This is a genomic window from Denitraticella aggregata, from assembly GCF_048158365.1.
GTDB lineage: Bacteria > Pseudomonadota > Gammaproteobacteria > Burkholderiales > Rhodocyclaceae > Azoarcus_F.
Genome location: NZ_JBLLNL010000013.1, coordinates 50,548 through 76,579, shown reverse-complemented (window position 1 = coordinate 76,579; position 26,032 = coordinate 50,548). Strand labels below are relative to the sequence as shown.

Here is a 26,032-nt window from a genome sequence, read left to right as displayed (position 1 = left end):
CCCCTTTTTTGCCCTGTTCTCGTTGAATCAATGCCCCGAACCGCTTCGAGGCAGCCGCCAAAGGTCCCGCTATGTCAATGAATCGCCGTGAATTCATGCAGGTGCTCGCTGTTGCTGCCGCCGGCGGCATGACGCTGCATTCCGATCCTGCGCGCGCCGCGCAATCGGCCGAAACGCTCTACGATCTGCCGCCCTTCGGCAACGTCAGCTTGCTCCACATGACCGACTGCCATGCGCAACTGTTGCCGGTCTATTTCCGTGAGCCCAATGTGAACCTCGGCGTCGGCAGCATGCTGGGCCAGCCGCCCCATCTGGTCGGCGAGCACCTGCTCCGGCACTTCGGCTTTCAATCCGGTTCGATTCAGGCCCATGCCTTCACCTTTCTCGATTTCGTCGAGGCCGCCCGCACCTATGGCAAGGTCGGCGGTTTCGCCCATCTGGCGACCCTGGTCAAGCGCATGAAGGCGAGCCGTCCCGGCGCATTGCTGCTCGACGGCGGCGACACCTGGCAGGGATCCGGCACTTCGCTGTGGACCAATGCGCAGGACATGGTCGATGCGAGCAAGCTGCTCGGTGTGGATGTGATGACGTTGCACTGGGAAAGCACCTTCGGTGCCGAGCGGCTCAAGGAGATCGAGGAGAACGATTTCGTCGATCACATCGACATCGTGGCGCAGAACGTCAAGACCACCGATTTCGAGGATCCAGTCTTCAAGCCCTACGTGATCAAGAACATCAACGGCGTTCCGGTCGCGATCGTCGGCCAGGCCTTCCCCTACACGCCGATCGCCAATCCGCGCTGGCTGACCCCGGAATGGAGTTTCGGCATCCGGGACCAGGAAATGCAGGAGGCGGTCGATGCGGCACGTGCGGAGGGTGCCCAGGTGGTCGTCGTACTGTCCCACAACGGCATGGACGTGGATCTGAAGATGGCTTCGCGGGTGACCGGCATCGACGCGATCTTCGGCGGCCACACCCATGACGGCGTCCCGGCGCCGACCGTCGTCGACAACGCCGGCGGCAGGACGCTGGTGACCAATGCCGGTTCGAACGGCAAGTTCCTCGGTGTCATGGATTTCGACGTGCGCGACGGCAAGGTGCAGGATTTCCGCTACAAGCTGGTGCCGGTGTTCTCCAATCTGCTGCCTGCCGATCCGGAGATGGCTGCCCTGATCGAGAAGGTCCGTGCGCCCTTCCTCGACAAGTTGATCGAGCCGCTGGCCGTGACCGAGGGGCTGCTCTACCGTCGCGGCAATTTCAACGGTTCCTGGGACCAGTTGCTGGTCGATGCGCTGATCGCCGAACTGGACGCCGAGATCGCATTCTCGCCCGGTTTCCGCTGGGGTACGTCGCTGTTGCCGGGCGACACGATCACGATGGAGCATCTGCTCGACCAGACCGCGATCACCTATCCGTGGACCACGGTCACCGACATGAGCGGCGAGATGATCAAGACGGTGCTCGAGGACGTCTGCGACAATCTGTTCAACGCCGACCCTTACTATCAGCAGGGGGGAGACATGGTGCGGGTCGGCGGGCTTCAGTACGCCTGCGATCCGAATGCTTCGATGGGCAACCGCATCAGCGACATGATGCTGAAGGGCAAGCCGATCGACCCGGGTAAGACCTACAAGGTCGCCGGCTGGGCACCGGTGTCCGAAGATGCACGTGACTCGGGGCCGCCCGTGTGGGAGGTGGTGGCCCGCCATCTGCGCGACCGGAAGGTCATCACGCAGCTTGAAATCAACATGCCCAGGCTCAAGGGCATGGACGGGAACCCGGGCCTGGTCTGAGGCTCGACCGGGCTTCGCATTCGCGACTTCGAGGACGAGGGGTGGCCCGGCGGCGGCCCTTTGTCGCAATCGACCGGATGCCCTCGTAGGCACGCGTCCGGCCTCCGACTCGCTGCCCTTCGGTCCGCACCGACCCCGGTCACGAGGTTGCTTCGTGCAGTCTGCGCCTGAGGCTGTGGCACAATGCGACCCGTCCGACCCGGCGCAACGCCCTCTGCCTTGCGGGTGGCCGGGCGACTGCACGGTCCAGCGTCGCCCGTTTCGGCGTCGCACATTCTCGCCGGCGGGCCCTTTGCAGCGGCGCGCCCCGGCGGTGTTCCGGATCCGCTTCTCAATCGCCCCTCTTGCCGGGTTCCTCAATGCATACAGTCCAGTCAGCCTGCCGATCCCTGTTCATCCCTGTACTCGCCCTGCTGTCGCTCGTGGCTTGCGGGAAGTCCGAGCAGCCCGTGGAAGCGACCGGTGAGCCCGGAGTCATGCGAGTCGTGTCCGAGCCCGGCGGCGCTACCTTGCTGATCAATGGCCAGCATTACGGCATGACGCCCGAACAGGCCGATCAGGTCTTCTCGATCAGATTACCAGCCGGCGAATATGCGCTGGAAGCGACCCGCGCGCTGGACGGTTTCAGCGAACTCTACGCTGCGGCGAGGGTCGCGCATGTCGAGGACAGGCGCACGCCGGTGGTCAGGCTGAACCTCGCGCGACGACTGACCGAGGTCGGGCGCGAGCGCGAGGCCGAGGAGGCGTCACGTCTCGCGACGCGCGAGCAGATGCAGCTTGCACGCTATGTCGCGAACGACGATGGGACGGTGCTGGACGTGGAGGCGGGCCTGATGTGGATGCGCTGCAGCCTCGGCCAGACATGGACCGGGGTCACCTGTGCGGGTGAGGCGAAGCGATTGAACTGGGACCAGGCGCTTGAGGCTCATGAGGGGGTCACGTTTGCCGGCCACGACGACTGGCGCCTGCCGACCCAGCCCGAGCTCTATGCGTTGACCTTCTGCAGTTCCGGCATGCGAACCGAGCCGGACCGCGAAGGACTCGGCGGCGGTTGCGCCGGGGACTACCGTCGTCCGACGATTCTCGAATCACTTTTTCCGAACACGCCGGAAAGCAACTTCTGGACGAGCAGGCCGCATGACCGCTTCAAGTTCAGCGCATGGGGCGTCGCGTTCCATTCCGGCCATACCGGCACCGGCGGGCGGACCGACTATATCCATGTTCGTCTGGTGCGCGACGCGAAGTGACGGGTGCGTGCAGGGCCGGCGTATCAGGCATGCGCACGCCTGGATTCGCCGCTTTCGGGAAAAAAGGCGCCCTGCAAGAAGGGTTTTTGCATGCCGTGTGCCGAACAAGTTGACAACTGTAAGGAACGAGTAAGATCGAAAACCAATAATCACCACGCTGTTTTTGTAGTCCGGGGGTTGGTGGTCGTTCGGCCGCAGCTCGACAACTTAAAGGAGAGGAGGCGTTATGGATCACAACGCTGAAGGTTACTGGAAGGCAACACTCGCACTGATCTGGAAGGTCATGATCGTGTGGTTTCTGGTGTCGCTGGGTGCAGGTATCCTGTTTGCACCGATGTTGAACAATATCCACCTGGGTGGCTATCCGCTGGGCTTCTGGTTCGCGCACCAGGGCTCGATCTACGTGTTCATCGCCTGCATCTTCTACTACGCGAAGAAGATGGGCGAGATCGACCGCGAATTTGACGTTCACGAAGAGTAAGGGGCTGCTCACATGGATAATCTTGCTTTATTGACCTATCTGTTCGTCGGCGCGTCCTTCGCGTTGTACATCGGTATCGCCATCTGGGCGCGTGCCGGTAGCACGAAGGACTTCTATGTCGCGGGCGGCGGGGTTCACCCGGTCACCAACGGTATCGCGACCGCTGCGGACTGGATGTCAGCCGCGTCCTTCATCTCCATGGCCGGCCTGATCTCCAATCTGGGTTATGGTGGTGGTCTGTTCCTGATGGGCTGGACTGGCGGCTACGTGATCCTCGCGCTGCTGCTGGCACCGTACCTGCGCAAGTTCGGCAAGTTCACGGTGCCGCAGTTCATCGGCGATCGCTTCTACTCCAGTTCGGCCAGCACCGTCGCGGTGATCTGCCTGCTGACCGCATCGATCACCTACGTGATCGGGCAGATGACCGGTGTCGGCGTGACCTTCTCGCGCTTCCTCGGTGTCACGAACGAGATGGGTATCTACATCGGTATGGCCATCGTGTTCGCGTACGCGGTGTTCGGCGGCATGAAGGGCATCACCTACACGCAGGTGGCCCAGTATGCGGTGCTGATCACGGCCTACACGGTTCCGGCGGTCTTCATCTCGCTGACCCTGACCGGCATGCCGATTCCGCAGCTTGGCCTCGGCTCCAACCTGGCGGGTAGCGACATTTCGCTGCTGGAGCGCCTGAACCAGGTCGTCACCGACCTCGGCTTCAACGAGTACACCACGTCGCTGCCGGGCAGCAAGCTGAACATGTTCGTGTATACCGTGTCTCTGATGATCGGTACCGCAGGTCTGCCGCACGTCATCATCCGCTTCTTCACCGTGCCCAAAGTGGCCGACGCGCGCAGCTCCGCAGGTTGGGCGCTGGTGTTCATCGCGCTCCTCTACACCACTGCTCCGGCCGTGGCTGCGATGGCCAAGTACAACCTGCACGCGACGGTGAACCACGCGGCCCAGACCGGTGGCGACATGTTCGCACCCGAGGCCAGCCTGGTGTTCGAAGACCGTCCGGACTGGATGAAGCGTTGGGAACAGACTGGCCTGCTGCGCTGGGAAGACAAGAACGGCGACGGTCGGATCCAGTACTACAACGATGGCACCCTTCGCGGCGTACCGGGTAAGCCGAGCGCCGAGATCTTGAGCAGGGCCGAGCAGGCTGGCTGGAAGGGTAACGAGCTGACGGTGAATGCCGACATCATCGTTCTGGCCAACCCAGAGATCGCGTTGTTGCCGAACTGGGTGATCGCGCTGGTTGCAGCCGGTGGTGTGGCAGCGGCGTTATCGACCGCGGCGGGTCTGCTGCTGGCGATCTCGTCCGCGGTGTCGCATGACCTGGTCAAGAACGTGTTCGTGCCTGACATGTCCGAGAAGGCCGAGTTGATGACCGGCAAGATCTCGATGGCGGTCGCGATCCTGTTCGCGGGCTGGCTGGGTCTGAACCCACCCGGATTCGCGGCGGGTACGGTGGCGCTGGCATTCGGCATTGCGGCCAGTTCGCTGTTCCCGGCCATCATGATGGGCATCTTCTCCAAGAAGATGAACAAGGAAGGCGCCATCGCCGGCATGTTGTCAGGTCTGGGTATCACGCTGTTCTACGTGTTCGCGCACAAGGGTATCTTCTTCGTGCCGGGCACGGGATACACCGACCTGATCGGTGGCCCGAACCCCTTCTTCGGTATCACGCCGGAAGCGTTCGGTACCGTGGGGGCGATCGTGAACTTCATCGTGGCGATCATCGTTCTGTCCATCACCAAGCCTGCGCCGGATCATATCCAGCACATGGTTGATAGCGTTCGCGTCCCGCGTGGTGCGAAGGCGGTCGATGGCACCCACGCTCACTGAGCGTCTGCAAGCATAGTCTGCCGATGCGCGCCGTTGTGGCGCGCAGGCAGCGAAACCCCGCCGGTGATCTGGCGGGGTTTTTTTATCTGTGGCATCTTGTCGTGGTTTCGCGCACATGCGTGCATGTTGGAGTGGCGAATGGTTTTCGATATCAGCATTGCAATGACCTGGATCCTGTTCCTGGCCCTGTTTCCGATCGCGTTCATCTGGCTGCGCCGTGCGTGGCGGATCCTGATCAGGCGGGACTTTTCGGAAGTGGCGCTGAAGCGCGGCGAGGCGCCGCCCGATCCGGCACGCTTCGCCCCGATGACCGGGGTGCTGAACCTGCTGGGCGGCGTGATCATCGTGGCGGTGATCGGCCTGGTGCTGTTCTGGCAGGTCGATTATCAGGTGTGGAGCGCGATCGCAGGCGTCACGATCTGGTGCAAGGTGCTCATCGATTTCGGCGTGAGTCGCCACGCACACAACTTCGCGACGGGCGGCAAGCTCGGGCGTTGACCGCGAGGTCCGCGCTTCAGCGTCGTTCTGCCACGCCGAACTTGCGGTCCAGCCGGTTCATCGTCCGCACATAGACACCGATCAGGATCAGGAATACGATCAGCGCACCCTGCGAGAAGATGTAGAACGCCAGCGGAAAACCGAGAAAGCTGTACTGGTTCAGCGTCTGCGCGAAGAAGCCCGACCCGAAGATGACCACGAACCAGACCGCCAGCAGCGCGGCGGTGAGTCGCAGGTTGGCGCGCCAATAGGCCTTGTGTCGGCGGGTGAGCTTCATGCGCGCCGTCCTTCATCCGGGCAAGTCCGTGCGGCCCTCATTGCGGATGGGATCCGTCGTGAGCCGCGGCCAGTCGTTGCTGGACGTCATGCGGAGCGGGTTCATGGCCTGCGGCCGTCATCGTGAACTCGCTATCTCCGGCGCAGATAGCCTTCAGGCGTGCCTCGAAACCGTCCAGTTCGGCCATCGGCACGATTGCCCTAATCGCATTCCAGCCCGGGGCCGGACTCTCGGTATGGGTCAGGCGACCCCGGCGCACCGACAGTTCCGAACTGATCTCGCCGAAATGCGACTCATGGAAGCGTGTGGTGATTTCGAGCAGCGGCTCGAGCACGATCGGTCGCGCGGCGAGCAGCGCCTCCAGCGTCGCATGTCGTCCAGCGGTGACGAACGAGACCTCGTTCGAGTCCACCGCGTGATGCTTGCCGTCGACCAGAACCACTCTGACGTCCTGTACCGGAAAGCCGGCCAGGGCACCGTCCGCGAGGGCCTGGCGGACGCCTTTCTCGACCGCGGGCAGGAAATTGGTCGGAATCGTCCCCCCCTTCACTTCATTGCCGAGTTCTATCCCTGCGCCCCGCGGCAGCGCTTCAACCCTCAACGCGACCTCGCCGAACTGGCCGGCGCCGCCGCTCTGCTTCTTGTGCCGATAGCGCGCTTCGGCGACGCCCGCGATGGTTTCGCGATACGGTACCGACGGTGTCGCCGTGTCGAACTGCACGTTCCAGCGGCTGCGCAGTTGCTCGAGGACGATGCGCAGGTGCAACTCACCCAGCCCGCGTACGACCGTCTGACGCGACCGGGGGTCGAAGCCGATCTGGAGGCACGGGTCTTCGTCCAGCAACCGGGTCAAGGCCTCCGACAGTTTCTGTTCGTCGCCATGCTTTGCCGGGATCAGCGCCAGGCCGTAGACAGGCTGTGGAAACGTGGGCGGCACCAGATGGAAGTAATCCTCGTCATGCGAGTCGTGCAGCACTGCACCGGGATGGATTTCGTCCACCCGCGCCACCGCGCAGATGTCGCCCGGCATGCCGATCGGCGTCTCGACCTGATTCTTGCCCTGCAGACGCAGCAGATGCGCGACCTTGAACGGCTTGCGTCCGTCTCCGATGAAGAGCTGGGTATTCGGCGTGACCTGGCCCTGATGGATGCGAAAGATGCCGAGCTTTCCGCGGTAAGGGTCATTCAACACCTCGAATACATGGGCGACGACATGACTGTCGGGGTCCGGCCGAACCTCCACGGGCTTCGCGTCGCGCCCATCTCCACGCAGGAAGTGCGGCGGGTTGCCCTCGGTCGGATCGGGCATCAGGCGGCTCAGGATGTCCAGCAGTTCGCGAACGCCGGCGCCGGTGCGCGCCGACACGAAGCAGATCGGCACCAGATGCCCCTCGCGCAACGCCCTTTCGAACGGTGCGTGGAGTTGTTCGGGGTCCAGGCTTTCGCCCTGCTCCAGATAGGCCGCCATCAGTTCTTCGTCGAGTTCGACCACCTGGTCCACGATCGCGTCGTGCGCCTGCTCGATCGAACCGAAGGCGGTCGCAGCACCGACCACGGGTGAAAAGAAACAGTCGAGCACGGTCTCGCACGCGGAATCGGGAAGATTGATCGGCAGACACACCGAGCCGAAGCTGTTCTGGAGGGCGGTGGTGATCGCGGCCAGGTCTGCGCCGTTGGCATCGATGCGATTCACGATGATGAGCCGGCATTTGTCGTGCGCCGCCTCGAGCATGCGGCGCGTGCCGCTCTCGATGCCGGCCTGGGCATTGACGACCACCGCGGCGGTATCGACCGCCTGCAGCGACGCGAGCGCACGCCCGGCCAGATCCGGCAGGCCCGGCGTGTCGAGCAGGTTGATCCAGTGTCCCGCCCATTCGAGATGGGTGATGGCGGTGCTCAGCGAGTGCCCCATCTGCTTTTCCTGCGGATCGAAGTCGCTGAGCGTCGTGCCACGCTCGACGCTGCCTGGGTTGCCGATCTCGCCGGCGGCGGCCAGCAGCGCCTCGAGCAGCGTCGTCTTACCGGATCCGGTGTGCCCGAGCAGGGCAACGTTTCGAATGTCGTGAACCGAAGTGGGTGTCATGTCCGCGCGCTCCCGTCGCTTGTCGTCATTCTCGTCGTGCCTCGCGTCTTCTGCGCTTAGTTTCCACCTGTCGCCCCTTCGGTGCAACGGGGTCGGTGCCCGTGCGTCACAGTAGCCTGGCCAGCCAGGGCAGGATCCAGGGTAGCGTGAGTGCGGTCACCAGTGCATTCAGGCCCATCGCCAGCGCAGCGAATGCGCCCGCCTGTTCGCTGACCTGGAAGGCCCGCGCGGTGCCGATGCCGTGCGAGGCCAGGCCGATCGCGAAGCCGCGCACGGCGTGATCCTCGATGCGCAGCGCCTGGAACACGAAGCGCGCCAGCACCGCGCCCAGGATGCCGGTCGCGATCACCAGTACCGCGGTCAGCGAGGGCAGGCCGCCCAGCGTCTCCGCGATGCCCATCGCGATCGGCGTGGTCACGCTCTTGGGCGCAAGCGACATCATCGATTCCCGGCTCGCTCCGAGCAGTGCCGCGACGCCGACGGCCGACAGCGCGGCGGTGAGGGATCCGATCACCAGCGTCAGCAGCAGCGGCAGCAGCATCGCACGCAATCGCTGCCACTGCGCGTAAAGCGGAATCGCGAGTGCGACCGTGGCCGGACCGAGGAGGAAGTGGACGAACTGCGCGCCGTCGAAATAGACGTCATAGTCGGTGCCGGTCAGCGTCAACACCGACACCAGCATGATCACCGCCAGCAGCACCGGATTGAGCAGGGGGTGCTGGTTCGCCTTCTGATACAGCCACCATGCGGCTTGATAGGTGATCAGCGTCAGTGTCAGCCCCAGAAGCGGCGTCGTGGACAGATAGACCCAGATCTCACCGATGTCCGGACTCATTTTTCGCTCCCTTGCGCGGATGCGCCAGGTCTGCTTCGACGAATCAGCATATTGAGCAGCAGCGCCGACACCGCGATCGACAGCACCGTGCTGACCGCGACCGCCACCATCAGCGGCACCCATTCATCGGCCAGCCGCTGGAAGTGCAGCATCACGCCGGTGCCGGCCGGCACGAACAGCAGGGACAAGTGCTGGAGCAGGCCATTTGCCGTGCCGCGCAGATCGGCACCGGGTCCCTTCGCGAAGATCAGCGAGGCGAACAGCAGACCCATGCCGACCACCGGACCGGGAATCGGCAAGCCCAGTCCGCGCACGAGCACTTCCCCGATCAGTTGAAACACCAGCAACAGCGTCAGGGCGGCGATCATCTTTTACTCCTCCGGGTGCGGACGCGCCGAATCGGGCGGCCCTGTTGCGGCAATGGCACGTCTTGGCCGCTGGTCATGAAATAGAGTTCAGGGAATGGATCATCGGAACTGATCGACACTGCGAACCGCGTCCCGGCTTCAATTGCCCGAGTAGCTTACCCGCTGCCCGGGCCTGCGTGGACGGCTGATGTGGGCGAGCGGCAGCACATGCGTCTGCTTTACGGTACTCAGCACGATGTCGGTCTTGATGTTGGCGATGCCGGGCAGGCGAAGCACGTGTTTCATCATCAGTTCCGAAAAGGCGGCAAGGTCCGGCGTCACGATGCGCAGCACGTAGTCCGCGTTGCCGCTGACCGAAAAGCACTCCAGTACCTCCGGCAATGCCGCGACGCCTTCCTCGAATGCCTCCACGCGGGCGCCGCCCTGACGCTCCAGCATCACGTGCGCGAAGGCGGTCACGCCGAGGCCGAGGGCGCCGGGGTTCAACAGGGCCGCGAAGCCGGCAATCAGGCCGGCGTCCTGCAGGCGCTGCAGGCGGCGGCTGACCTGGGAAGCGGACAGGTGCACCGCTTCGCCCAGCGCCGCGTTGGTCGCGTTGCCGCTGCGCTGCAGCGCATCGAGCAGCGCGAGATCGTGTCGATCGATGCTAAGAGTACTCATATGAAAGCCATTTTATGCACGAAACGTGCGTAATATACCGTTTTTAGGCGCAAGAACGCGTACATCGTGTGCATGTTGCGCGGGATAATGACCCTCATACCATCCCCATGAGGCCAGCCATGAATCTCACCGAATCCCTCCTGCACGCGCTCAAGGATCACGGCGCGAACCTGATCTTCGGCATCCCCGGTGATTTCGCGCTTCCTTACTTCCGCATCATCGAGGAATCGAAGATCCTGCCGCTCTACACGCTGTCGCACGAACCCGGCGTGGGTTTCGCCGCCGACGCGGCCGGGCGCATCGGCGGCGGCCTCGGGGTCGCGGCGGTGACCTATGGCGCCGGTGCGCTGAACATGATCAACTCGGTCGCGGCGGCCTACGCGGAGAAATCGCCGCTGGTGGTGATCTCCGGGGGACCCGGGCTGGGCGAGTCGCGTTCCGGCCTGCTGCTGCATCATCAGGCGAAGACGCTGGATTCGCAGTTCCAGATCTTCCGCGAGATCACCTGCGACCAGGTGCGGCTGGACGATGCCGCGCGCGCACCGTCCGACATCGCACGCGTACTGGGCAACTGCTTGCGCAATTCGCGCCCGGTGTATATCGAGATCCCGCGGGACATGGTGGCCCAGCCGTGCGCGCCTGTCGTTCCCGAGACGCCGCCGGCGGTCGACGCGGAGGCGCTGGATGCGTGCGTCGAGGAAATCATCGAACGCCTGCGAAGCGCGAACGCACCGGTGCTTATGGCTGGCGTCGAAGTCCGCCGCTTCGGGCTGGAGGTCAAGGTCGCCGAACTGTCGCGGCGCCTCGGACTGCCGGTGGTGACCAGCTTCATGGGCCGTGGCCTGCTCGCCGATCACGACGCACCGCTGATGGGTACCTACATGGGCCTGGCGGGCCTGCCGGAGGTCACCCGCCTGGTCGAGGACTCGGACGGGCTGTTCCTGCTCGGCGTGATCATCTCGGACACCAACTTCGCGGTGTCGGAGAAGCACATCGACCTGCGCAAGACGATACAGGCGCTGGAGGGGCGGGTCACGATAGGCTATCACACCTATCCGATGATCCCGCTCGACGCGCTGGTTGACGGCCTGCTCGAGCGCGTGCCGTCCGGCGGCAAGGCCTTCACCGTGAACCGCCCGGCCTTTCCGCGCGGGCTGGTCGCCGATGACGCGGCCATCGCGCCGGCCGACATCGCGGCCGCGGTCAATGACCTGATGGCCGAGCACGGCAAGCTGCCAATCGCGTCGGACGTGGGTGACTGCCTGTTCACCGCGATGGACATCGAGCACACTGCGCTGGTCGCCCCGGGCTACTACGCGACGATGGGCTTCGGTGTGCCGGCAGGTCTGGGCTGGCAGGCTGCGACCGGACAACGTCCGCTTATCCTGGTCGGCGACGGCGCCTTCCAGATGACCGGCTGGGAACTGGGCAACTGCGGCCGCTATGGCTGGGATCCGATCGTGCTGCTGTTCAACAACGCGAGTTGGGAGATGCTGCGCACCTTTCAGCCGGAATCCGCTTTCAACGACCTCGACGAATGGGGTTTCGCGCAGATGGCCGCGGGTATGGGCGGTGACGGCGTGCGGGTCCATACGCGTGCCGAGCTGAAGGCGGCAATGGATGCGGCGATGGCCACGCGCGGCCGTTTTCAGCTGATCGAAGTGATGATTCCGCGTGGCGTGCTGTCGGAGACGCTGTCGCGCTTCGTCAATGGTGTGAAGCGCCTCAACGCCGTCAAACAGTCCTGAACGCAACGGGGTGCGGATCATCGTTCGGGTCGGATGCCTGGTGCGTCATCCTCTCGATCGTGTGACGCCGGTGGGCGCCGGCGTCACACGATCGATGCTCAGCCCGCCTTGGCGACCTGGCGCCACTGATGCAGCAGCGGCTCGGTATAGCCGCTGGGCTGCTCGCAGCCCTTGAACACCAGATCGGCAGCAGCCTTGAATGCGACCGACTTGTCGAAGTCGGGCGCCATCGGCTTGTAGGCCGGGTCACCCGCATTCTGCTTGTCGACCACGCCGGCCATGCGCTTCAGGGTTTCCATGACCTGGGCTTCGTTGGTCACGCCATGCAGCAGCCAGTTGGCGATGTGCTGGCTGGAGATGCGCAGCGTGGCGCGATCCTCCATCAGGCCGACGTTGTTGATGTCGGGCACCTTGGAGCAGCCCACGCCCTGGTCGACCCAGCGCACCACATAGCCGAGGATGCCTTGCGCATTGTTGTCGAGTTCCTGCTGGATCTCGGCCGGCGACCAGTCGGCCCGGGGTGCGACCGGCACGGTCAGCAGGCCGGCGAGCAGCGCGTCGCGCTCGGCGGCGAAGCTGATCTGCTCCATCTCCTGCTGGATCGCCTGCACGTCGACCTGATGGTAGTGCATCGCATGCAAGGTCGCGGCGGTCGGCGAGGGCACCCAGGCGGTGTTCGCGCCCGCCTTGGGATGACCGATCTTCTGCTTCAGCATCTCGGCCATCAGGTCCGGCATCGCCCACATGCCCTTGCCGATCTGGGCCTTGCCGCGCAGGCCGCAGGCCAGGCCAGTCAGCACGTTGTTGCGCTCGTAGGCCTGGATCCACGCCGAGGTCTTCATGTCGCCCTTGCGAATCATCGGGCCGGCCTGCATCGCGGTGTGCATTTCGTCGCCGGTGCGGTCGAGGAAGCCGGTGTTGATGAACGCGACCCGGGCCTCGGCCGCCTTGATGCAGGCCGCGAGGTTGACCGACGTGCGCCGCTCCTCGTCCATGATGCCCATCTTGATCGCGTTGGCGGGCAGGCCGAGCATCTGCTCGACGCGACCGAAGAGTTCGCTGGCGAATGCGACTTCGGCCGGGCCGTGCATCTTCGGCTTCACGATATAGACGCTGCCGGTGCGCGAGTTGCCCTTGCGCGCCATGTCGTGCAGCGCGATCAGCGTCGTGCACACCGCATCGAGAATGCCTTCCGGGATCTCGCTGCCGTCGGCGAGCAGGATGGCCGGATTCGTCATCAGATGGCCGACGTTGCGCACGAACAGCAGCGAGCGGCCGTGTAGCTTCAGCGTCGAGCCGTCGGGCCTGGTGTACTGGCGATCCGGATTCAGCGCGCGCGTCACAGTCTTGCCGCCCTTGTCGAAGGTGTCGACCAGGTCGCCCTTCATCAGCCCCAGCCAGTTGCGGTAGATGATGACCTTGTCCTCGGCATCGACCGCTGCGACCGAGTCCTCGCAGTCCATGATGGTGGAGAGCGCGGCCTCCATCAGCACGTCCTTCACGCCGGCGGCGTCGGTCTTGCCGATGAAGTGCGTGCGATCGATCTGGATCTCGAGGTGCAGCCCGTTGTGGCGGATCAGCACCGCCGACGGTGAAGCTGCATCGCCCTGATAGCCGGCAAGCTGCTCGGGCCGTTCGAGCCCGGTGGTGGCGCCGTTCGACAACTGCACCGTCAGCACGCTATCGCCGACGGTGTAGGCGGTGGCGTCCCGGTGACTGCCGCTCGCGAGCGGTGCCGCCTGGTCGAGGAAGTCGCGCGCGAACGCGATGACCCTGGCGCCGCGGACCGGGTTGTAGCCGCCGGCACGGGTCGCACCGTCGTCATCGGAGATCGCATCGGTGCCGTACAGCGCGTCGTACAGGCTGCCCCAGCGCGAGTTGGCTGCGTTGAGGGCGTAGCGCGCGTTCATCACCGGCACGACCAGTTGCGGGCCGGCCTGCTGGCTGATCTCGGTGTCGATGTTGGCGGTCGTGACCTTGAACGGCGCCGGCGCCGGCTGCAGATAGCCGATCGACTCCAGAAAGGCGCGGTAGCCGGCTGCGTCGCTGATCGGGCCCGGGTGGGCCCGGTGCCAGTTGTCGAGCTCCGACTGCAGGCGGTCGCGCTCGGCGAGCAAGGCCCGGTTTTTCGGGGCGAGCTCGTTTGCAAGATCGCTGAATGCGCTCCAGAAGGTGTCTGCGGCGATGCCGGTGCCGGGCAGGGCCTCGGTTTCGATGAAACGCTGCAGCTCGGCATCGACCTCGAGCGCCTTGCATTGGATGCGTGTAGTCATGTCATTGGCCTTATGAAAAAAGCGGTTGCGAAAACTGAGAGTTCGAAAGGAGAGACAGTCGCGCGATCCATCTCATGGTTTGATCGACGCGACAGATCTTTTCAGTCCGGGCTTGCTGGAACGGATCCCGGCGAATTTCGCGATCGAACGAACTCGACCACGTCGGTGAGCCGCTCACCGGTGATCGTCGGGCTGATGTCCAGGACTTCCTGCGGCTGACGACCTCGGTTGATCCAGAACGTGGTGTAGCCGAACCAGGTGGCGCCCGCTGCATCCCAGCCGTTGGACGACACGAACAGAATGTCGCGCGCCCCACAGCCGAAGGTGTCCGGACCGAGCTGATAGGCCGCGGCGGCCGTCTTGTACTGACCGACCGCATCGACCGACAGCACGTGATCGAACAGTCCGCTCATGCCGGCGCTCTTGATCGCGACCTCCAGCATTCCGGGCGTGCCGTTGGACAGCACCGCCATCGGCATGCCGAGCTCGCGCAGCGCCTTCAGCGCACCGAGATTCTCAGGAAACGGCGACAGGCAGGCGTACTGGTTCATCAACTGACGCCGCTGCGTCTCGCCCAGGTCGAGTTCGAGCTTGCGCGCGGCGAACACCAGCGCATCCTCGGTGACCTCGAGAAAGGGTTTGTAGCGACCGGACAGCGTGCGCAGGAAGGAATACTCGATCTGTTTCAGGCGCCACAGCGCCGTCAGCGCGTCGCCCTTGCCCGGAAAGAGCTGCTCGGCCAGCGCGCCGACCGAGTACACATCGAACAAGGTGCCGAATGCGTCGAATGCGACTGCGCGAATCCTGTTGCCGTTTTTCATTGAGTGCGTTCCGTGTCGAAATCGAAGGGAGCGATCGCCCGATGTTTGTCGGCCTGATCGTCGGCCACTGAAGCCGGCCCTGCCGGAGGGGGCGGAACCGTCGGGATTCAAGGCGCTCAGTTTATTACCGGTTTAAAAAAGATAGAATGCCCTCCTTGGTAAATTGATTATGTACTTTTAGTCAATAATGGATATATTCAAGCAGGTCGAGAGTTTCGTCAGTGTCGCGATCCGCGGAAGTCTGTCGGCCGCGTCGCGGGCCGAGGGTGTGACGCCGGCCGTGATCGGTCGCCGCCTCGACGCGCTCGAGCAAAGGCTGGGCGTCAAGTTGTTGCTGCGCACCACGCGCAGCGTGTCGCTGACCTTCGAGGGCGCGGCCTTTCTCGAGGATTGCCAGCGGATCCTGAACGACCTCGCGAATGCAGAAGCCTCGGTCAGTCTGGGCGGTGTCAAGGCCAGCGGTCATGTGCGGGTGTCCGCCCCGGCCGGCTTTGGTCGCCTGCATGTGGCGCCGCTGCTGCGCGATTTTCTGGAGGCGAATCCGGACGTGAGTTGCTCGCTCGATCTGACCGACCGGCTGGTGGATCTCGTCAACGAGAACATCGATTGCGCGATCAGGATAGGCGAGCTTGCCGATTCCAGTCTGGTCTCGATCCGGCTCGCGGACAATCGCCGGGTCGTGGTGGCCAGTCCGGAGTTTCTGGCGCGCCACGGTGCGCCCGGAACACCGGAAGAACTGGTGGAATTCGACTGCCTGTCGCTGGGTCAGCAACGCGGATGGCAGTTCGTCGATGACAAGGGTGAGGCGCTGACCGTGAAGGTCAATGGACGCCTGCAATGCAACGACGGCACCGTGTTGCACGCATGGGCGCTGGCCGGACAGGGCCTCGCCTGGCGCTCGCTGTGGGAGGTGGAGTCCGACCTGCGAAGCGGCCGGCTGGTGTCGGTGCTCGATGCGTACGCAGCGCCGAAGATGGGTATCTACGTGGTTTTTCCACAGCGCAGGCATCTCGCCTTACGGGTGCGCCTGCTGATCGATCACCTCAAGAATCACTACAGCCGATCCGACTACTGGAGTCCGTCAGCGCAGCACGACGCAACACAGTCCGATTTGCCCTTGAAGCGGGCCGGTCACTGAGGTATATTCCGCGCTCTTCGCTGCTGTAGCTCAGTCGGTAGAGCAACTGATTCGTAATCAGTAGGTCGCCAGTTCGATTCCGGCCAGCAGCACCAATAGATGCAAGCATGAAGGCCGACCCTCACGGGCTGGCCTTTTTTGCATCTGGGCGGGGATGGGGTGCAGTCCCGGCGATACAAATCGACACGTTCATTGACGCGGGCGTCAACCAACCCTATCTTCCTCCGATTCGAGTGCTGAAATACCTGAAGGAGACGAGAAGTGCAAATAGAAGACAGGATTTTCGTGGTGACCGGTGGCGCCTCAGGCCTGGGTGCGGCCACCGCGCGCATGTTGGTCGATGCCGGCGCGAAGGTGGTGCTTGCCGATGTCAATGACGAAGCGGGCGATCAGATGGCGGCGGAGCTGGGCGCGGCTTCGGCTTTCGTCAAGACCGACGTGACCGATGAAGCCAGTGCGAAGGCCGCGATCGACCGGGCGGTATCGGGCTTCGGCGGGCTGCACGGGCTGGTGAACTGTGCCGGTGTCGCGCCGGCCGAGAAGGTGGTGGGGCGCGAGGGTCCGCACCGGCTGGAGTCGTTCGCGCGGACCATCGGCGTGAACCTGATCGGCACCTTCAACATGATGCGGCTTGCAGCCAACGTGATGACCAAGGCCGCAGCGGACGCGTCCGGCGAGCGCGGCGTCATCGTCAGCACTGCTTCGGTCGCGGCCTTTGACGGTCAGATCGGGCAGGCGGCCTATGCCGCGTCCAAGGCCGGCATCGTCGGACTGACCCTGCCGGTGGCGCGCGAACTCGCGCGCTCGGGCGTGCGGGTCATGACGATCGCGCCCGGCATCATGGAGACGCCGATGCTGATGGGCATGCCGCAGGACGTGCAGGACTCGCTCGGCAAGATGGTGCCGTTTCCGTCCCGTCTCGGCCGCCCGTCCGAGTTCGCGGCGCTGGTGCGTCACATCATCGAGAACCAGTACCTGAATGGCGAGGTGATTCGCCTGGATGGCGCGATCCGGATGGCGGCGAAGTAGAAAGGCTTCACGGCGGCGAACCTTTCGTCGCACGCGTTGGTCAGGGTCCGGAAATGTGCTAAAAGTGGCGCTCCCTGCCGCGCCCGCGATGCAGGGTCGATGATGGAACGCGTGATCGAAGTCGATGAGTTCTGCCGAAATGACGGTCGCGGATGCCGCGGCCACGCCGGAAGAGTGTTACCACTGCGGTCTGCCGGTCCCGCCCACGACCCGGCATTTCGTCGCGATCGACGGGGTCCGGCGCAGGATGTGCTGCGTCGGGTGCGAGGCGGTGGCGCAGTCCATCGTGGACAACGAACTGACCGAGTATTATCGCCATCGGGATGCGATGCCCGAGCCGCAGAAGGAGGCGCTGCCGGTCGAGTTGCAGGAACTCGGGCTGTTCGATCATCCTGATTTCCAGAAGTCCTTCGTGCAGCCGGTCGGTGAGAACGAGCGCGAAGCATCGCTGATTCTCGAGGGCATCACCTGTGCCGCCTGCGTGTGGCTCAACGAGCAGCATGTCGCCCGTCAGCCGGGTGTGTCGCTGGTCGAAGTCAACTACGCGACGCGCCGCGCGCGGGTGCGCTGGGACGAACGCAAGACCAGGCTGTCGGAGATCCTGGCCGCGATCCAGGCCATCGGCTACCGTGCCTATCCCTACGATGCCGAGCGTTCCGAGCAGATCGCCAAGCGAGAGCGGCGCTCGATGCTGTGGCGGGTGTTCGTCGCCGGCTTCGGCATGATGCAGGTGATGATGTACGCCTATCCGTCGTATATCGCGGCGGAGGGCGACATCTCGGCCGATGCGGACCTGTTGATGCGCTGGGCCAGCCTGATCCTGACGCTGCCGGTGGTGTTCTACTCGGCTGCCCCGTTCTTCCAGCGCGCGCTGCGCGACCTCAGGTTGCGCAGCCTCGGCATGGACGTGCCGGTCGCGCTCGGCGTCGGCAGCGCCTTCATCGCCAGCGTGTGGGCGACGCTGACCAACGGGCCGGACGTGTATTTCGACTCGGTCACGATGTTCGTGTTTCTGCTGCTGCTCGGACGCTACCTCGAGATGCTGGCCCGCCAGAAGGCGGTACGCGGCGTCGAGGAACTGGGCAAGGTGATCCCCGTTTTTGCCGAGCGACTGTCGGACGATGGTGCCGCGAGCAAGGTGCCGGTGTCGCAACTGCTTCCCGGCGATCGGGTACGGGTCCGCCCGGGCGAGGTGATTCCGGCCGATGGCGTGGTGATCGACGGTGACAGCGAGGCCAACGAGTCCCTGCTGACCGGCGAGAGTCGGCCGGTGGTCAAGCGTTCCGGCTCGGTGGTCACCGGCGGCAGCATCAACATCGCGAGCCCCCTGCTGATCGAGATTCGTCAGGTCGGCGATTCGACCCGGCTCGCCTCCATCCGCAAGCTGATGGACAGGGCGGCGGCCGAACGGCCCGCCATCGCCACCCAGTCGGATCGCGTCGCACGCGTTTTCATCGTCGCGCTGCTGAGCCTGTCGGCGCTGACCTACGTCATGTGGCAGTTCATCGATCCCGACAGGGCGCTGTGGGTGTTCGTGTCGGTGCTGGTGGTGGCCTGTCCGTGCGCATTGTCGCTCGCGACGCCGACCGCGCTGACGGTGGCGACCGATTCGCTCGCCCGAATGGGCGTGCTGGTCACGCGTGGCCATGCGATCGAGGCGCTGGCGGGTGCGAACCGTTTCGTCTTCGACAAGACCGGCACGCTGACCCATGGCGTGATGCAGGTCGATGCGCTGCGGGTGCTGGACGGATCGGACGAGGAGGCGGTGCGGGCACGCGCCGCTGCGCTGGAACAGGCTTCCGAGCATGCGGTCGCAGCCGGCGTAAGGCAGGCGGCCGAGGGACTGGCCCTGCCGGAGGTCGTGGGCCTGCGCTCGGTGACCGGCAGGGGGGTGGAGGGCGACATCGACGGGGTGACGCTGCGCATCGGCCGGCCCGATTTCGTCGCCGAACTTGCAGGAACACCCGTGCCGGAGGCGATCGGCTCGCTCGAGCGCGACGGCGGGTCCGTGGTCGCGATGGGTTCGGACGCCGGCTGGTCGGCGCTGTTCCGGCTTGCGGATGTGCCGCGCGAGGATGCGAGTGTGCTGCTCGGACGCCTTCGGCACGAGGGCGTGCCGACCGCCATCATCAGTGGCGACTCGGCTGCGGCGGTATCCGCGGTCGCTGCACGACTGGGCGTGGACGAAGCGCACGCCGGCATGCTGCCGCAGGACAAGCAGGCCTGGGTCGCCGCGAAGCAGCAGGCGCCCGGCGCGGTGGTCGCGATGGTCGGGGACGGCGTCAATGACGCGCCGGTGCTCGCGCAGGCCCAGGTGTCGGTCGCGATGGGCGGCGGAACCGACCTGGCGCGCAATCAGGCCGACATCGTGCTGCTGTCGGAAAGTCTTGCGGGTCTGTCCCGCGGAATCGGTCTGTGCCGCCGAACACTGGTCATCATTCGCCAGAACCTGTGGTGGTCGTTTGCATACAATTTTACGTCGGTGCCGCTCGCGATGATGGGCCTGATCACGCCGTGGATGGCGGGGGTGGGCATGGCCGGCAGTTCGCTGCTGGTGGTGCTCAATGCGCTGCGTCTGCAGACCAGAACCGGGGGCAACCACCGATGATGGGCCTGTATCTGCTGATTCCGTTGTCCGTCTTGCTGGTGTTCATCATCGGCGTCATCTTCTGGTGGTCGGTCCGGTCCGGTCAGTACGACGACATGGAGGGGCCGGCCTATCGCCTGCTGATGGATGATCGCGACGCGCCGGCGCGCAGTGCCGCCGTGGCGGAGCCTGCGGATGCCGCCGAGTCGTGCGCGAGCGAGGTCGAGGTCGCCAGTGAGGTCGAGGCACAGGATGATCCGCCTCCGGAGCATCACGACGGACTGAAAAAATGAAGCCTGCTCGTTCCCGAATCCGCATCGTTACGGTTTGTTGACCTAGGTCAACACTGGCATGACGGCCGCTCGGCATACTTCGTCCGTCGTTCTGAAAGCTCGCGCGAAACACTTCGCCGCGGCTTCCGGGGCGCGGGATTATTGTCTCTCTGTTGGGGTTGGGGGTGCGTTTTGGACGCACCCTTTTTTTTCGTCCTCGAGCGGATCGATTTTTGTCCGAAATCCGCATCAGTCCTTGGGCTTCGCCCCCTGCTGCAATACAATATTGACCTACGTCAAATTGGGTATTCCTGTAAGGCGTATTCTTCAGGCCGGCGGTCCGTGTCGTGCAGCGGGGACCTTTGAAATTCGGCAAGAAAAAGACTTTCAATCGAAGAGGTGACTCACATGCAATCGCAAGCGACTTACAACTACAAAGTCGTTCGCCAGTTCGCCATCATGACGGTGGTGTGGGGAATCGTGGGCATGCTGGTCGGCGTGATCATCGCCGCTCAACTTGTCTGGCCCGCACTCAATCTGAGCGACATCGGCGAATGGTTCCATTTCGGGAGGTTGCGCCCGCTGCATACCAACGCGGTGATCTTCGCGTTTGGCGGTTGTGCGTTGTTTGCGACATCGTATTTCGTGGTGCAGCGAACCTGTCACACCACGCTGTTCGCGCCGAAACTGGCGGCCTTCACCTTCTGGGGCTGGCAGCTCATCATCGTGCTGGCGGCGATCACGCTGCCGCTCGGCTTCACGTCCGGCAAGGAATATGCCGAACTCGAGTGGCCGATCGACATCCTGATCGCGGTGGTGTGGGTTTCCTATGCGATCGTGTTCTTTGGCACGATCGCCAAGCGCAAGGTCTCGCACATCTATGTCGCGAACTGGTTCTTCGGTGCCTTCATACTGACCGTCGCGCTGCTGCACATCGTCAATAGCGCCGCCGTCCCGGTTTCCGGCTGGAAGGCCTACTCGGCCTATGCCGGCACGCAGGACGCGATGATCCAGTGGTGGTATGGTCACAACGCGGTGGGCTTCTTCCTGACCGCAGGCTTCCTCGGCATCATGTACTACTTCGTGCCGAAGCAGGCCGAGCGTCCGGTGTATTCCTACCGGCTGTCAGTGGTGCACTTCTGGGCGCTGATCTTCACCTACATGTGGGCGGGTCCGCACCACTTGCACTACACCGCGTTGCCGGACTGGACCCAGTCCGTCGGCATGATCTTCTCGCTGATCCTGCTCGCGCCGTCCTGGGGCGGAATGATCAACGGCATCATGACGCTGTCGGGTGCGTGGCACAAACTGCGCACCGACCCGATCCTGAAGTTCCTGATCGTGTCGCTGTCCTTCTACGGCATGTCGACCTTCGAGGGCCCGATGATGTCGATCAAGACGGTCAATGCGCTGTCGCACTACACCGACTGGACCGTGGGTCATGTCCACTCCGGTGCGCTGGGCTGGGTCGCGATGATTTCGATCGGTGCCGTGTATTACCTGCTGCCGCGCATGTACGGCAAGACCGAGATGTACTCGGTGAAGCTGATCACGACCCATTTCTGGATCGCGACCATCGGCATCGTGCTCTACATCGCGTCGATGTGGATCGCGGGGGTCATGCAGGGCCTGATGTGGCGTGCGACCAACCCGGACGGCACGCTGACCTATGCGTTCATCGAGAGCGTCAAGGCGAGCTATCCGTTCTGGACCATCCGACTGGTCGGCGGCATCCTGTTCCTGAGTGGCATGCTCATCATGTTCTACAACATGGTGAAGACGATTGCCGGTGAGAAGGCGTACGAAGCGCCTGTGCTTGCGCCCCAACCCGCGCACGCTTAAGCGGAGAAGATGACATGGCAAAATTGAAACATGACATGATCGAGAAGAGCGTCGGCCTGATGATCGTGCTGACGCTCCTGACGGTGAGTGTCGGGGGTCTGGTCGAGATCGTGCCGCTGTTCTTCCAGAAGTCGACGACGCAGGCGATCGACCGCCAGGGCAATCCGCTGGACATCAAGCCGTACCCGGCGCTGCAACTCACCGGACGCGACATCTATGTGCGCGAAGGCTGCTACAACTGCCATTCGCAGATGATTCGTCCGTTCCGGGCCGAGACCGAACGTTACGGTCATTATTCGGTTGCGGGAGAGTTCATCTACGATCGACCGTTCCAGTGGGGCTCCAAGCGCACCGGTCCGGACCTGCATCGGGTGGGTGGTCGTTACTCGGACGAATGGCATCGGGTGCACCTGATCAATCCGCGTGACCTGGTGCCCGAGTCCAACATGCCTGCCTTCCCGTGGTTGCAGCGTCCGATCCGTTCGATCGACATGGATACGATCGAGACCAAGATGACGCGCCTGCGCATGCTCGGCCACCCGTACAGCGACGAGGAGATCGCCGGAGCACGGGCTGCGCTGGAAGGCAAGACCGAGATCGAGGCGCTGATCGCGTATCTGCAGGGACTCGGCACCGCCCTGTCTAATTTCAAGTAACGCAAAACGGAGTAGCGTCGTGGATGTGAACGACTTCAGGGTATTGACGACGGTTCTGGGGTTCCTGTGCTTCGTGGGGATCTGCATCTGGGCCTACAGCAAACACGCGAAGTCGGGGTTCGACGAGGCGGCGCAACTCCCCTTTACCGACGATGATCTGCCGCCCCGTGGTTCGGGACGGCAATCCAAGGAAGGATAAGAAAATGGCTGACTTCGTTAGCGGCTTCTGGAACGTCTACGTGATGGGCCTGGTGGCCTTGAGCCTGTTGTTCTGTCTGTTCGTGCTGATGTCGAACAACAAGCGGGAGAGCGGGCCGGTCGAACTGCATGGTCACGTGTGGGACGAGAACCTGGCCGAGTACAACAATCCGCTTCCGCGGTGGTGGTTGTACCTGTTCTGGATTACGTTGATTTTCGGTGTGATCTATCTCGCGTTGTATCCCGGGTTCGGTAATATGAAAGGCGTGCTGGGCTGGTCCTCGGTCGGGCAGTACGAAGCCGAGCAGAACGCCGCCAACGAGCGCTATGGTCCGATCTTCGCCAAGTACAGCCAAATGGACGTGCCTGCCGTTGCGGCCGATCCGGAGGCTCGGGACATGGGGCAGCGCCTGTTTCTGACCTACTGCGCCCAGTGCCATGGTTCGGATGCGCGCGGTGCGCGCGGTTTCCCGAATCTGGCCGATCATTCGTGGCAGTGGGGGGGCGAACCGGATGCGATCAAGGCGACCATCACCAACGGCCGCTACGGCGTGATGACGCCATTCGGTTCGGTGCTGGGTCCCGACGGCGTGCGTGACGTCGCGAACTATGTGCGCTCGCTCAATGGTCTCGCCCACGACTCGCTGCGCGCACAACGTGGCGCCGAGGCCTTTGCGACCAATTGCGTCGCGTGCCATGGTGCCGATGCACAGGGCATGACCGCGCTGGGCGCCCCGAACCTGACCGACAACGCCTGGCTGTGGGGCTCCTCCGAGGCTGCGATCATCGAAACGGTCACGCATGGCCGGATGAACCGCATGCCCGGTTTCGGTGAATTTCTGGGCGAAGACAAGGTCCACCTCCTTTCGGCATATGTTTGGGGCCTGACGAATCAGCCCGGGCGCTGAACGGGCAGATCTACAACTTGATACTCAGGTAGCACGCCTGTCCGGCTCGATCCGGACAGGCGCACAATAACAGCTTGCACGGATGCCCCGGGCCGGGCGCCCGGGGTGTTTTTACCCCGAATCTCTTTTGCGGACATCGCCGTCATGGCCGACCCGGCAGCATCGAAAGCCAGCACAGGAAACGACCAACCCTCCGATCAAGGACTCTACGCGGCGCGCAAGAAACTGCATGTGCGCTCGACCAGCGGCTACTTCGCGAACTGGCGCTGGATCATGGTCTGGGTCACCCAACTCATATACTACGGTCTGCCCTGGCTCACCTGGAACGACCGGCAGGCCGTGCTGTTTCACCTGACCGAACGCAAGTTCTATATTTTCGGTTGGGTCTTCTGGCCCCAGGATGTGTTCTATCTCGCCATCCTGCTCATCATCTCCGCCTATGCGCTGTTCTTCTTCACCGCGATCGCAGGTCGCCTGTGGTGTGGCTACGCATGTCCTCAGACGGTCTACACCGAGATCTTCATGTGGATCGAGGAGAAGATCGAGGGTGATCACAACAAGCGTCGGAAACTGAACGACGCGCCGATGGATGCGCGCAAGTTCCGGTTGCGTGCGACCAAGTTCGCAGTCTGGGGTCTGGTCGCGCTATGGACCGGCTTTACCTTCGTCGCCTATTTTTCGCCGCTGGACGAGTTGCTGCAGTCGGCGCGTACGTTGAGTTTCGGTCCCTGGGAAACCTTCTGGATCCTGTTCTACGGGGCCTTCACTTATATGTTCGCGGGCGTCATGCGCGAGCAGGTGTGCCTGTACATGTGTCCTTACGCCCGTTTCCAGGGGGTCATGTTCGATCCCGATACGCTGGTTATCACCTACGACGAGGAGCGGGGTGAGCCGCGCGGCACACGCCGCAAGGGTGTGGACCCCAAGACCGTCGGCAAGGGTGATTGCATCGACTGCGGTATCTGCGTGCAGGTCTGTCCGACCGGAATCGACATCCGCAAGGGGCTTCAGTATGAATGCATCGGCTGCGCGGCATGCATCGATGCCTGTGATCAGGTCATGGACAAGATGGACTATCCGCGCGGACTGATTCGCTATTCGACCGAGAATGCACTGAAGCAGCACTGGAGCAAGCGGGACATCCTGACCCATATCGCGCGCCCGAGGACCTTGGTCTACGGGGGACTGCTCGCGCTGATCTGTCTCGCGACCGTGTTCGGCCTGGCGACGCGCTCCGACCTGCGGGTGGACATCATCCGCGACCGGGCCACGCTGGCGCGCGAGGTCGAGAATGGGCTGATCGAGAACGTCTATCGTCTGCACGTGATCAACATGGTCGAACGAGAGCGGACGGTGCGGATTTCGGTCAGCGGTATGGACGGTGTTCGAATCGACGGTGAAGACACGGTCCGCCTGCCGGCCGCGAACACCGAGTCGGTGACGGTTCAGGTTCGCGTTCCGCCGGAGGCGGGCGTGCCCGGCTCGCACGACATCTTCTTCGAGGTCGAAGTCACCGATGGCGGGGACGCGACTTCGGTGCGCGAACAAACGACATTCATCCTGCCGCGATGACGGCAGATGCAAGAGGCGAGGCAAGCAGGCATATGCGCGACCTTCAAGGCAAACCGCCCCCCTGGTACAAGCAGCGGTGGCCGTGGATCCTGATCTCACTGCCCGCGACCTCGGTGGTGGTCGGAATGGTGTTTCTGTATCTTGCGATCACGACCTGGGATGGACTGGTGGTCGATGACTACTACCGGCAGGGCCGTGCGATAGACCGTACCCTCGCGCGCTCGGTGCATGCTGCCGAGCTCGGTCTGGTCGCCGACCTGAGCATCCGCTCCGAAAACGTGACGGTACGCCTGTCGGCCGAAGATGCGGCGTCCCTGCCCAAGGCGCTGATCGTCACGATCGCGCATCCTACCCGTGGCGGTCAGGATCAGATCCTGCGACTCGACGCGAGTGGCGGTGTTTTCTCGGGGCCGGTCGCTCCGCTGACGACCGGTCGCTGGATCATTCAGCTCGAGGACGAATCGCGCACCTGGCGCTTGAACGGAGCGGTCTACATCCCGACAGAGACCGAAAAGCGCATTCTTCCTTACGAGTCCTGACAGTGCAGGGCCCGCAAAAAACAGTTCGACCCTACCGGCAATGAACGCGGACGGTGGGCGAAGTCGCGATCGGGTTCATGGTTTAGGAGTGCAGGGAATGATGAAATGGATTCAGGTGCTGTGGCCGTCGTTTCTGGTCGCAGGCATTGCGGAGATGCTGTTCTTCACCATCATCAATCCGCGGGAACTCTACCTGTTCGGTGATCCGGTCGAATACTCGCAGATCGCGACCTATTCGATCGGCTTCTTCGGTTTCTGGCTGGTTTGCGCGGCGTCGAGCCTGATGACGATCTGGCTGCAGCGCCAGCCTGACGAAATCAATCGCGAAACGCCGAACTGAAGCCGGCTGCCGATCCAAT

Annotated in this window: 24 protein-coding genes and 1 tRNA gene; 18 read left to right on the top strand and 7 right to left on the bottom strand. The window is 63.5% G+C overall.

Annotated features, from left to right (window positions below):
- Positions 1-77 precede the first annotated feature (77 nt).
- From soxB to ACKVEX_RS14440, 5 genes are all read left to right on the top strand, one after another.
- A complete protein-coding gene (gene soxB / locus ACKVEX_RS14460; RefSeq protein WP_473216441.1) occupies positions 78-1,793 on the top strand; it encodes a thiosulfohydrolase SoxB in 1,716 nt (571 codons plus the stop codon).
- 476 nt (positions 1,794-2,269) lie between these two features.
- The gene (locus ACKVEX_RS14455; RefSeq protein ID WP_473216440.1) at positions 2,270-3,040 is read left to right on the top strand and encodes an Lcl C-terminal domain-containing protein; all 771 of its coding nucleotides are present in this window, start codon (positions 2,270-2,272) and stop codon (positions 3,038-3,040) included.
- A 226-nt stretch (positions 3,041-3,266) separates the two neighbouring features.
- Positions 3,267-3,521 carry a DUF4212 domain-containing protein gene (locus ACKVEX_RS14450; protein WP_473216439.1) on the top strand — a complete coding sequence of 85 codons (255 nt, stop codon included), beginning with the start codon at positions 3,267-3,269 and terminating at the stop codon, positions 3,519-3,521.
- A gap of 12 nt (positions 3,522-3,533) precedes the next feature.
- Positions 3,534-5,369 (top strand): sodium:solute symporter family protein, encoded by a 1,836-nt coding sequence (locus ACKVEX_RS14445; RefSeq protein ID WP_473216438.1) that lies wholly within the window; start codon positions 3,534-3,536, stop codon positions 5,367-5,369.
- A 138-nt stretch (positions 5,370-5,507) separates the two neighbouring features.
- Entirely contained in the window at positions 5,508-5,867 is a 360-nt protein-coding gene (locus ACKVEX_RS14440; RefSeq protein ID WP_473216437.1) for a hypothetical protein, read from the top strand.
- Positions 5,868-5,883: 16 nt separating this feature from the next.
- On the opposite strand, the gene ACKVEX_RS14435 is transcribed toward ACKVEX_RS14440, so the two are convergent.
- The 5 genes from ACKVEX_RS14435 to ACKVEX_RS14415 all read right to left on the bottom strand — a co-directional run bounded on the left by ACKVEX_RS14435 (position 5,884) and on the right by ACKVEX_RS14415 (position 10,090).
- Complete coding sequence (locus ACKVEX_RS14435; RefSeq protein WP_473216436.1) at positions 5,884-6,144, bottom strand: DUF4212 domain-containing protein; 261 nt, start codon at positions 6,142-6,144, stop codon at positions 5,884-5,886.
- Between the two features lie 37 nt (positions 6,145-6,181).
- Entirely contained in the window at positions 6,182-8,227 is a 2,046-nt protein-coding gene (gene fusA, locus ACKVEX_RS14430; protein ID WP_473216435.1) for an elongation factor G, read from the bottom strand.
- A 106-nt stretch (positions 8,228-8,333) separates the two neighbouring features.
- Complete coding sequence (locus ACKVEX_RS14425) at positions 8,334-9,062, bottom strand: LrgB family protein (protein ID WP_473216434.1); 729 nt, start codon at positions 9,060-9,062, stop codon at positions 8,334-8,336.
- A complete protein-coding gene (locus ACKVEX_RS14420; protein WP_473216433.1) occupies positions 9,059-9,430 on the bottom strand; it encodes a CidA/LrgA family protein in 372 nt (123 codons plus the stop codon). The genes ACKVEX_RS14425 and ACKVEX_RS14420 overlap by 4 nt, the downstream gene beginning before the upstream one ends.
- Before the next feature lie 138 nt (positions 9,431-9,568).
- Positions 9,569-10,090: an Lrp/AsnC family transcriptional regulator gene (locus tag ACKVEX_RS14415; protein WP_473216432.1), complete on the bottom strand. Its 522-nt coding sequence runs from the start codon at positions 10,088-10,090 to the stop codon at positions 9,569-9,571.
- A gap of 119 nt (positions 10,091-10,209) precedes the next feature.
- Between ACKVEX_RS14415 and ipdC the strand changes: the two genes are divergently transcribed.
- Positions 10,210-11,838, top strand: coding sequence for an indolepyruvate/phenylpyruvate decarboxylase (gene ipdC / locus ACKVEX_RS14410; protein WP_473216431.1), 1,629 nt, complete (start codon positions 10,210-10,212; stop codon positions 11,836-11,838).
- A 98-nt stretch (positions 11,839-11,936) separates the two neighbouring features.
- Here ipdC and ACKVEX_RS14405 read toward each other — a convergent pair whose 3' ends face one another.
- Both ACKVEX_RS14405 and ACKVEX_RS14400 read right to left on the bottom strand, forming a co-directional pair.
- Positions 11,937-14,111: a malate synthase G gene (locus ACKVEX_RS14405; RefSeq protein WP_473216430.1), complete on the bottom strand. Its 2,175-nt coding sequence runs from the start codon at positions 14,109-14,111 to the stop codon at positions 11,937-11,939.
- Between the two features lie 101 nt (positions 14,112-14,212).
- A complete protein-coding gene (locus ACKVEX_RS14400; protein WP_473216429.1) occupies positions 14,213-14,932 on the bottom strand; it encodes a haloacid dehalogenase type II in 720 nt (239 codons plus the stop codon).
- A 187-nt stretch (positions 14,933-15,119) separates the two neighbouring features.
- Between ACKVEX_RS14400 and ACKVEX_RS14395 the strand changes: the two genes are divergently transcribed.
- From ACKVEX_RS14395 to ACKVEX_RS14340, 12 genes are all read left to right on the top strand, one after another.
- Positions 15,120-16,070, top strand: a complete 951-nt coding sequence (locus ACKVEX_RS14395; RefSeq protein WP_473216428.1) for a LysR family transcriptional regulator — start codon at positions 15,120-15,122, stop codon at positions 16,068-16,070.
- Positions 16,071-16,089: 19 nt separating this feature from the next.
- Positions 16,090-16,165 (top strand) — tRNA-Thr (locus ACKVEX_RS14390).
- Between the two features lie 166 nt (positions 16,166-16,331).
- On the top strand, positions 16,332-17,099 hold the full coding sequence (locus ACKVEX_RS14385; protein WP_473216427.1) for a 3-hydroxyacyl-CoA dehydrogenase: 768 nt from the start codon (positions 16,332-16,334) through the stop codon (positions 17,097-17,099).
- 124 nt (positions 17,100-17,223) lie between these two features.
- Positions 17,224-19,707, top strand: a complete 2,484-nt coding sequence (locus ACKVEX_RS14380) for a heavy metal translocating P-type ATPase (protein ID WP_473216426.1) — start codon at positions 17,224-17,226, stop codon at positions 19,705-19,707.
- Complete coding sequence (gene ccoS / locus ACKVEX_RS14375) at positions 19,704-19,979, top strand: cbb3-type cytochrome oxidase assembly protein CcoS (RefSeq protein WP_473216425.1); 276 nt, start codon at positions 19,704-19,706, stop codon at positions 19,977-19,979. The genes ACKVEX_RS14380 and ccoS overlap by 4 nt, the downstream gene beginning before the upstream one ends.
- A 387-nt stretch (positions 19,980-20,366) precedes the next feature.
- The gene (gene ccoN, locus ACKVEX_RS14370) at positions 20,367-21,800 is read left to right on the top strand and encodes a cytochrome-c oxidase, cbb3-type subunit I (RefSeq protein ID WP_473216424.1); all 1,434 of its coding nucleotides are present in this window, start codon (positions 20,367-20,369) and stop codon (positions 21,798-21,800) included.
- A 14-nt stretch (positions 21,801-21,814) separates the two neighbouring features.
- Positions 21,815-22,456, top strand: a complete 642-nt coding sequence (ccoO, locus tag ACKVEX_RS14365; protein WP_473216423.1) for a cytochrome-c oxidase, cbb3-type subunit II — start codon at positions 21,815-21,817, stop codon at positions 22,454-22,456.
- A 19-nt stretch (positions 22,457-22,475) separates the two neighbouring features.
- Entirely contained in the window at positions 22,476-22,655 is a 180-nt protein-coding gene (locus tag ACKVEX_RS14360) for a cbb3-type cytochrome oxidase subunit 3 (RefSeq protein ID WP_473216422.1), read from the top strand.
- 4 nt (positions 22,656-22,659) lie between these two features.
- The gene (gene ccoP, locus ACKVEX_RS14355) at positions 22,660-23,562 is read left to right on the top strand and encodes a cytochrome-c oxidase, cbb3-type subunit III (protein ID WP_473216421.1); all 903 of its coding nucleotides are present in this window, start codon (positions 22,660-22,662) and stop codon (positions 23,560-23,562) included.
- Between the two features lie 144 nt (positions 23,563-23,706).
- Positions 23,707-25,134: a cytochrome c oxidase accessory protein CcoG gene (ccoG, locus tag ACKVEX_RS14350; RefSeq protein WP_473216420.1), complete on the top strand. Its 1,428-nt coding sequence runs from the start codon at positions 23,707-23,709 to the stop codon at positions 25,132-25,134.
- Positions 25,135-25,166: 32 nt separating this feature from the next.
- Complete coding sequence (locus tag ACKVEX_RS14345) at positions 25,167-25,673, top strand: FixH family protein (RefSeq protein ID WP_473216419.1); 507 nt, start codon at positions 25,167-25,169, stop codon at positions 25,671-25,673.
- A 97-nt stretch (positions 25,674-25,770) separates the two neighbouring features.
- On the top strand, positions 25,771-26,013 hold the full coding sequence (locus ACKVEX_RS14340) for a hypothetical protein (RefSeq protein ID WP_473216418.1): 243 nt from the start codon (positions 25,771-25,773) through the stop codon (positions 26,011-26,013).
- The last annotated feature ends 19 nt before the right edge of the window (positions 26,014-26,032 follow it).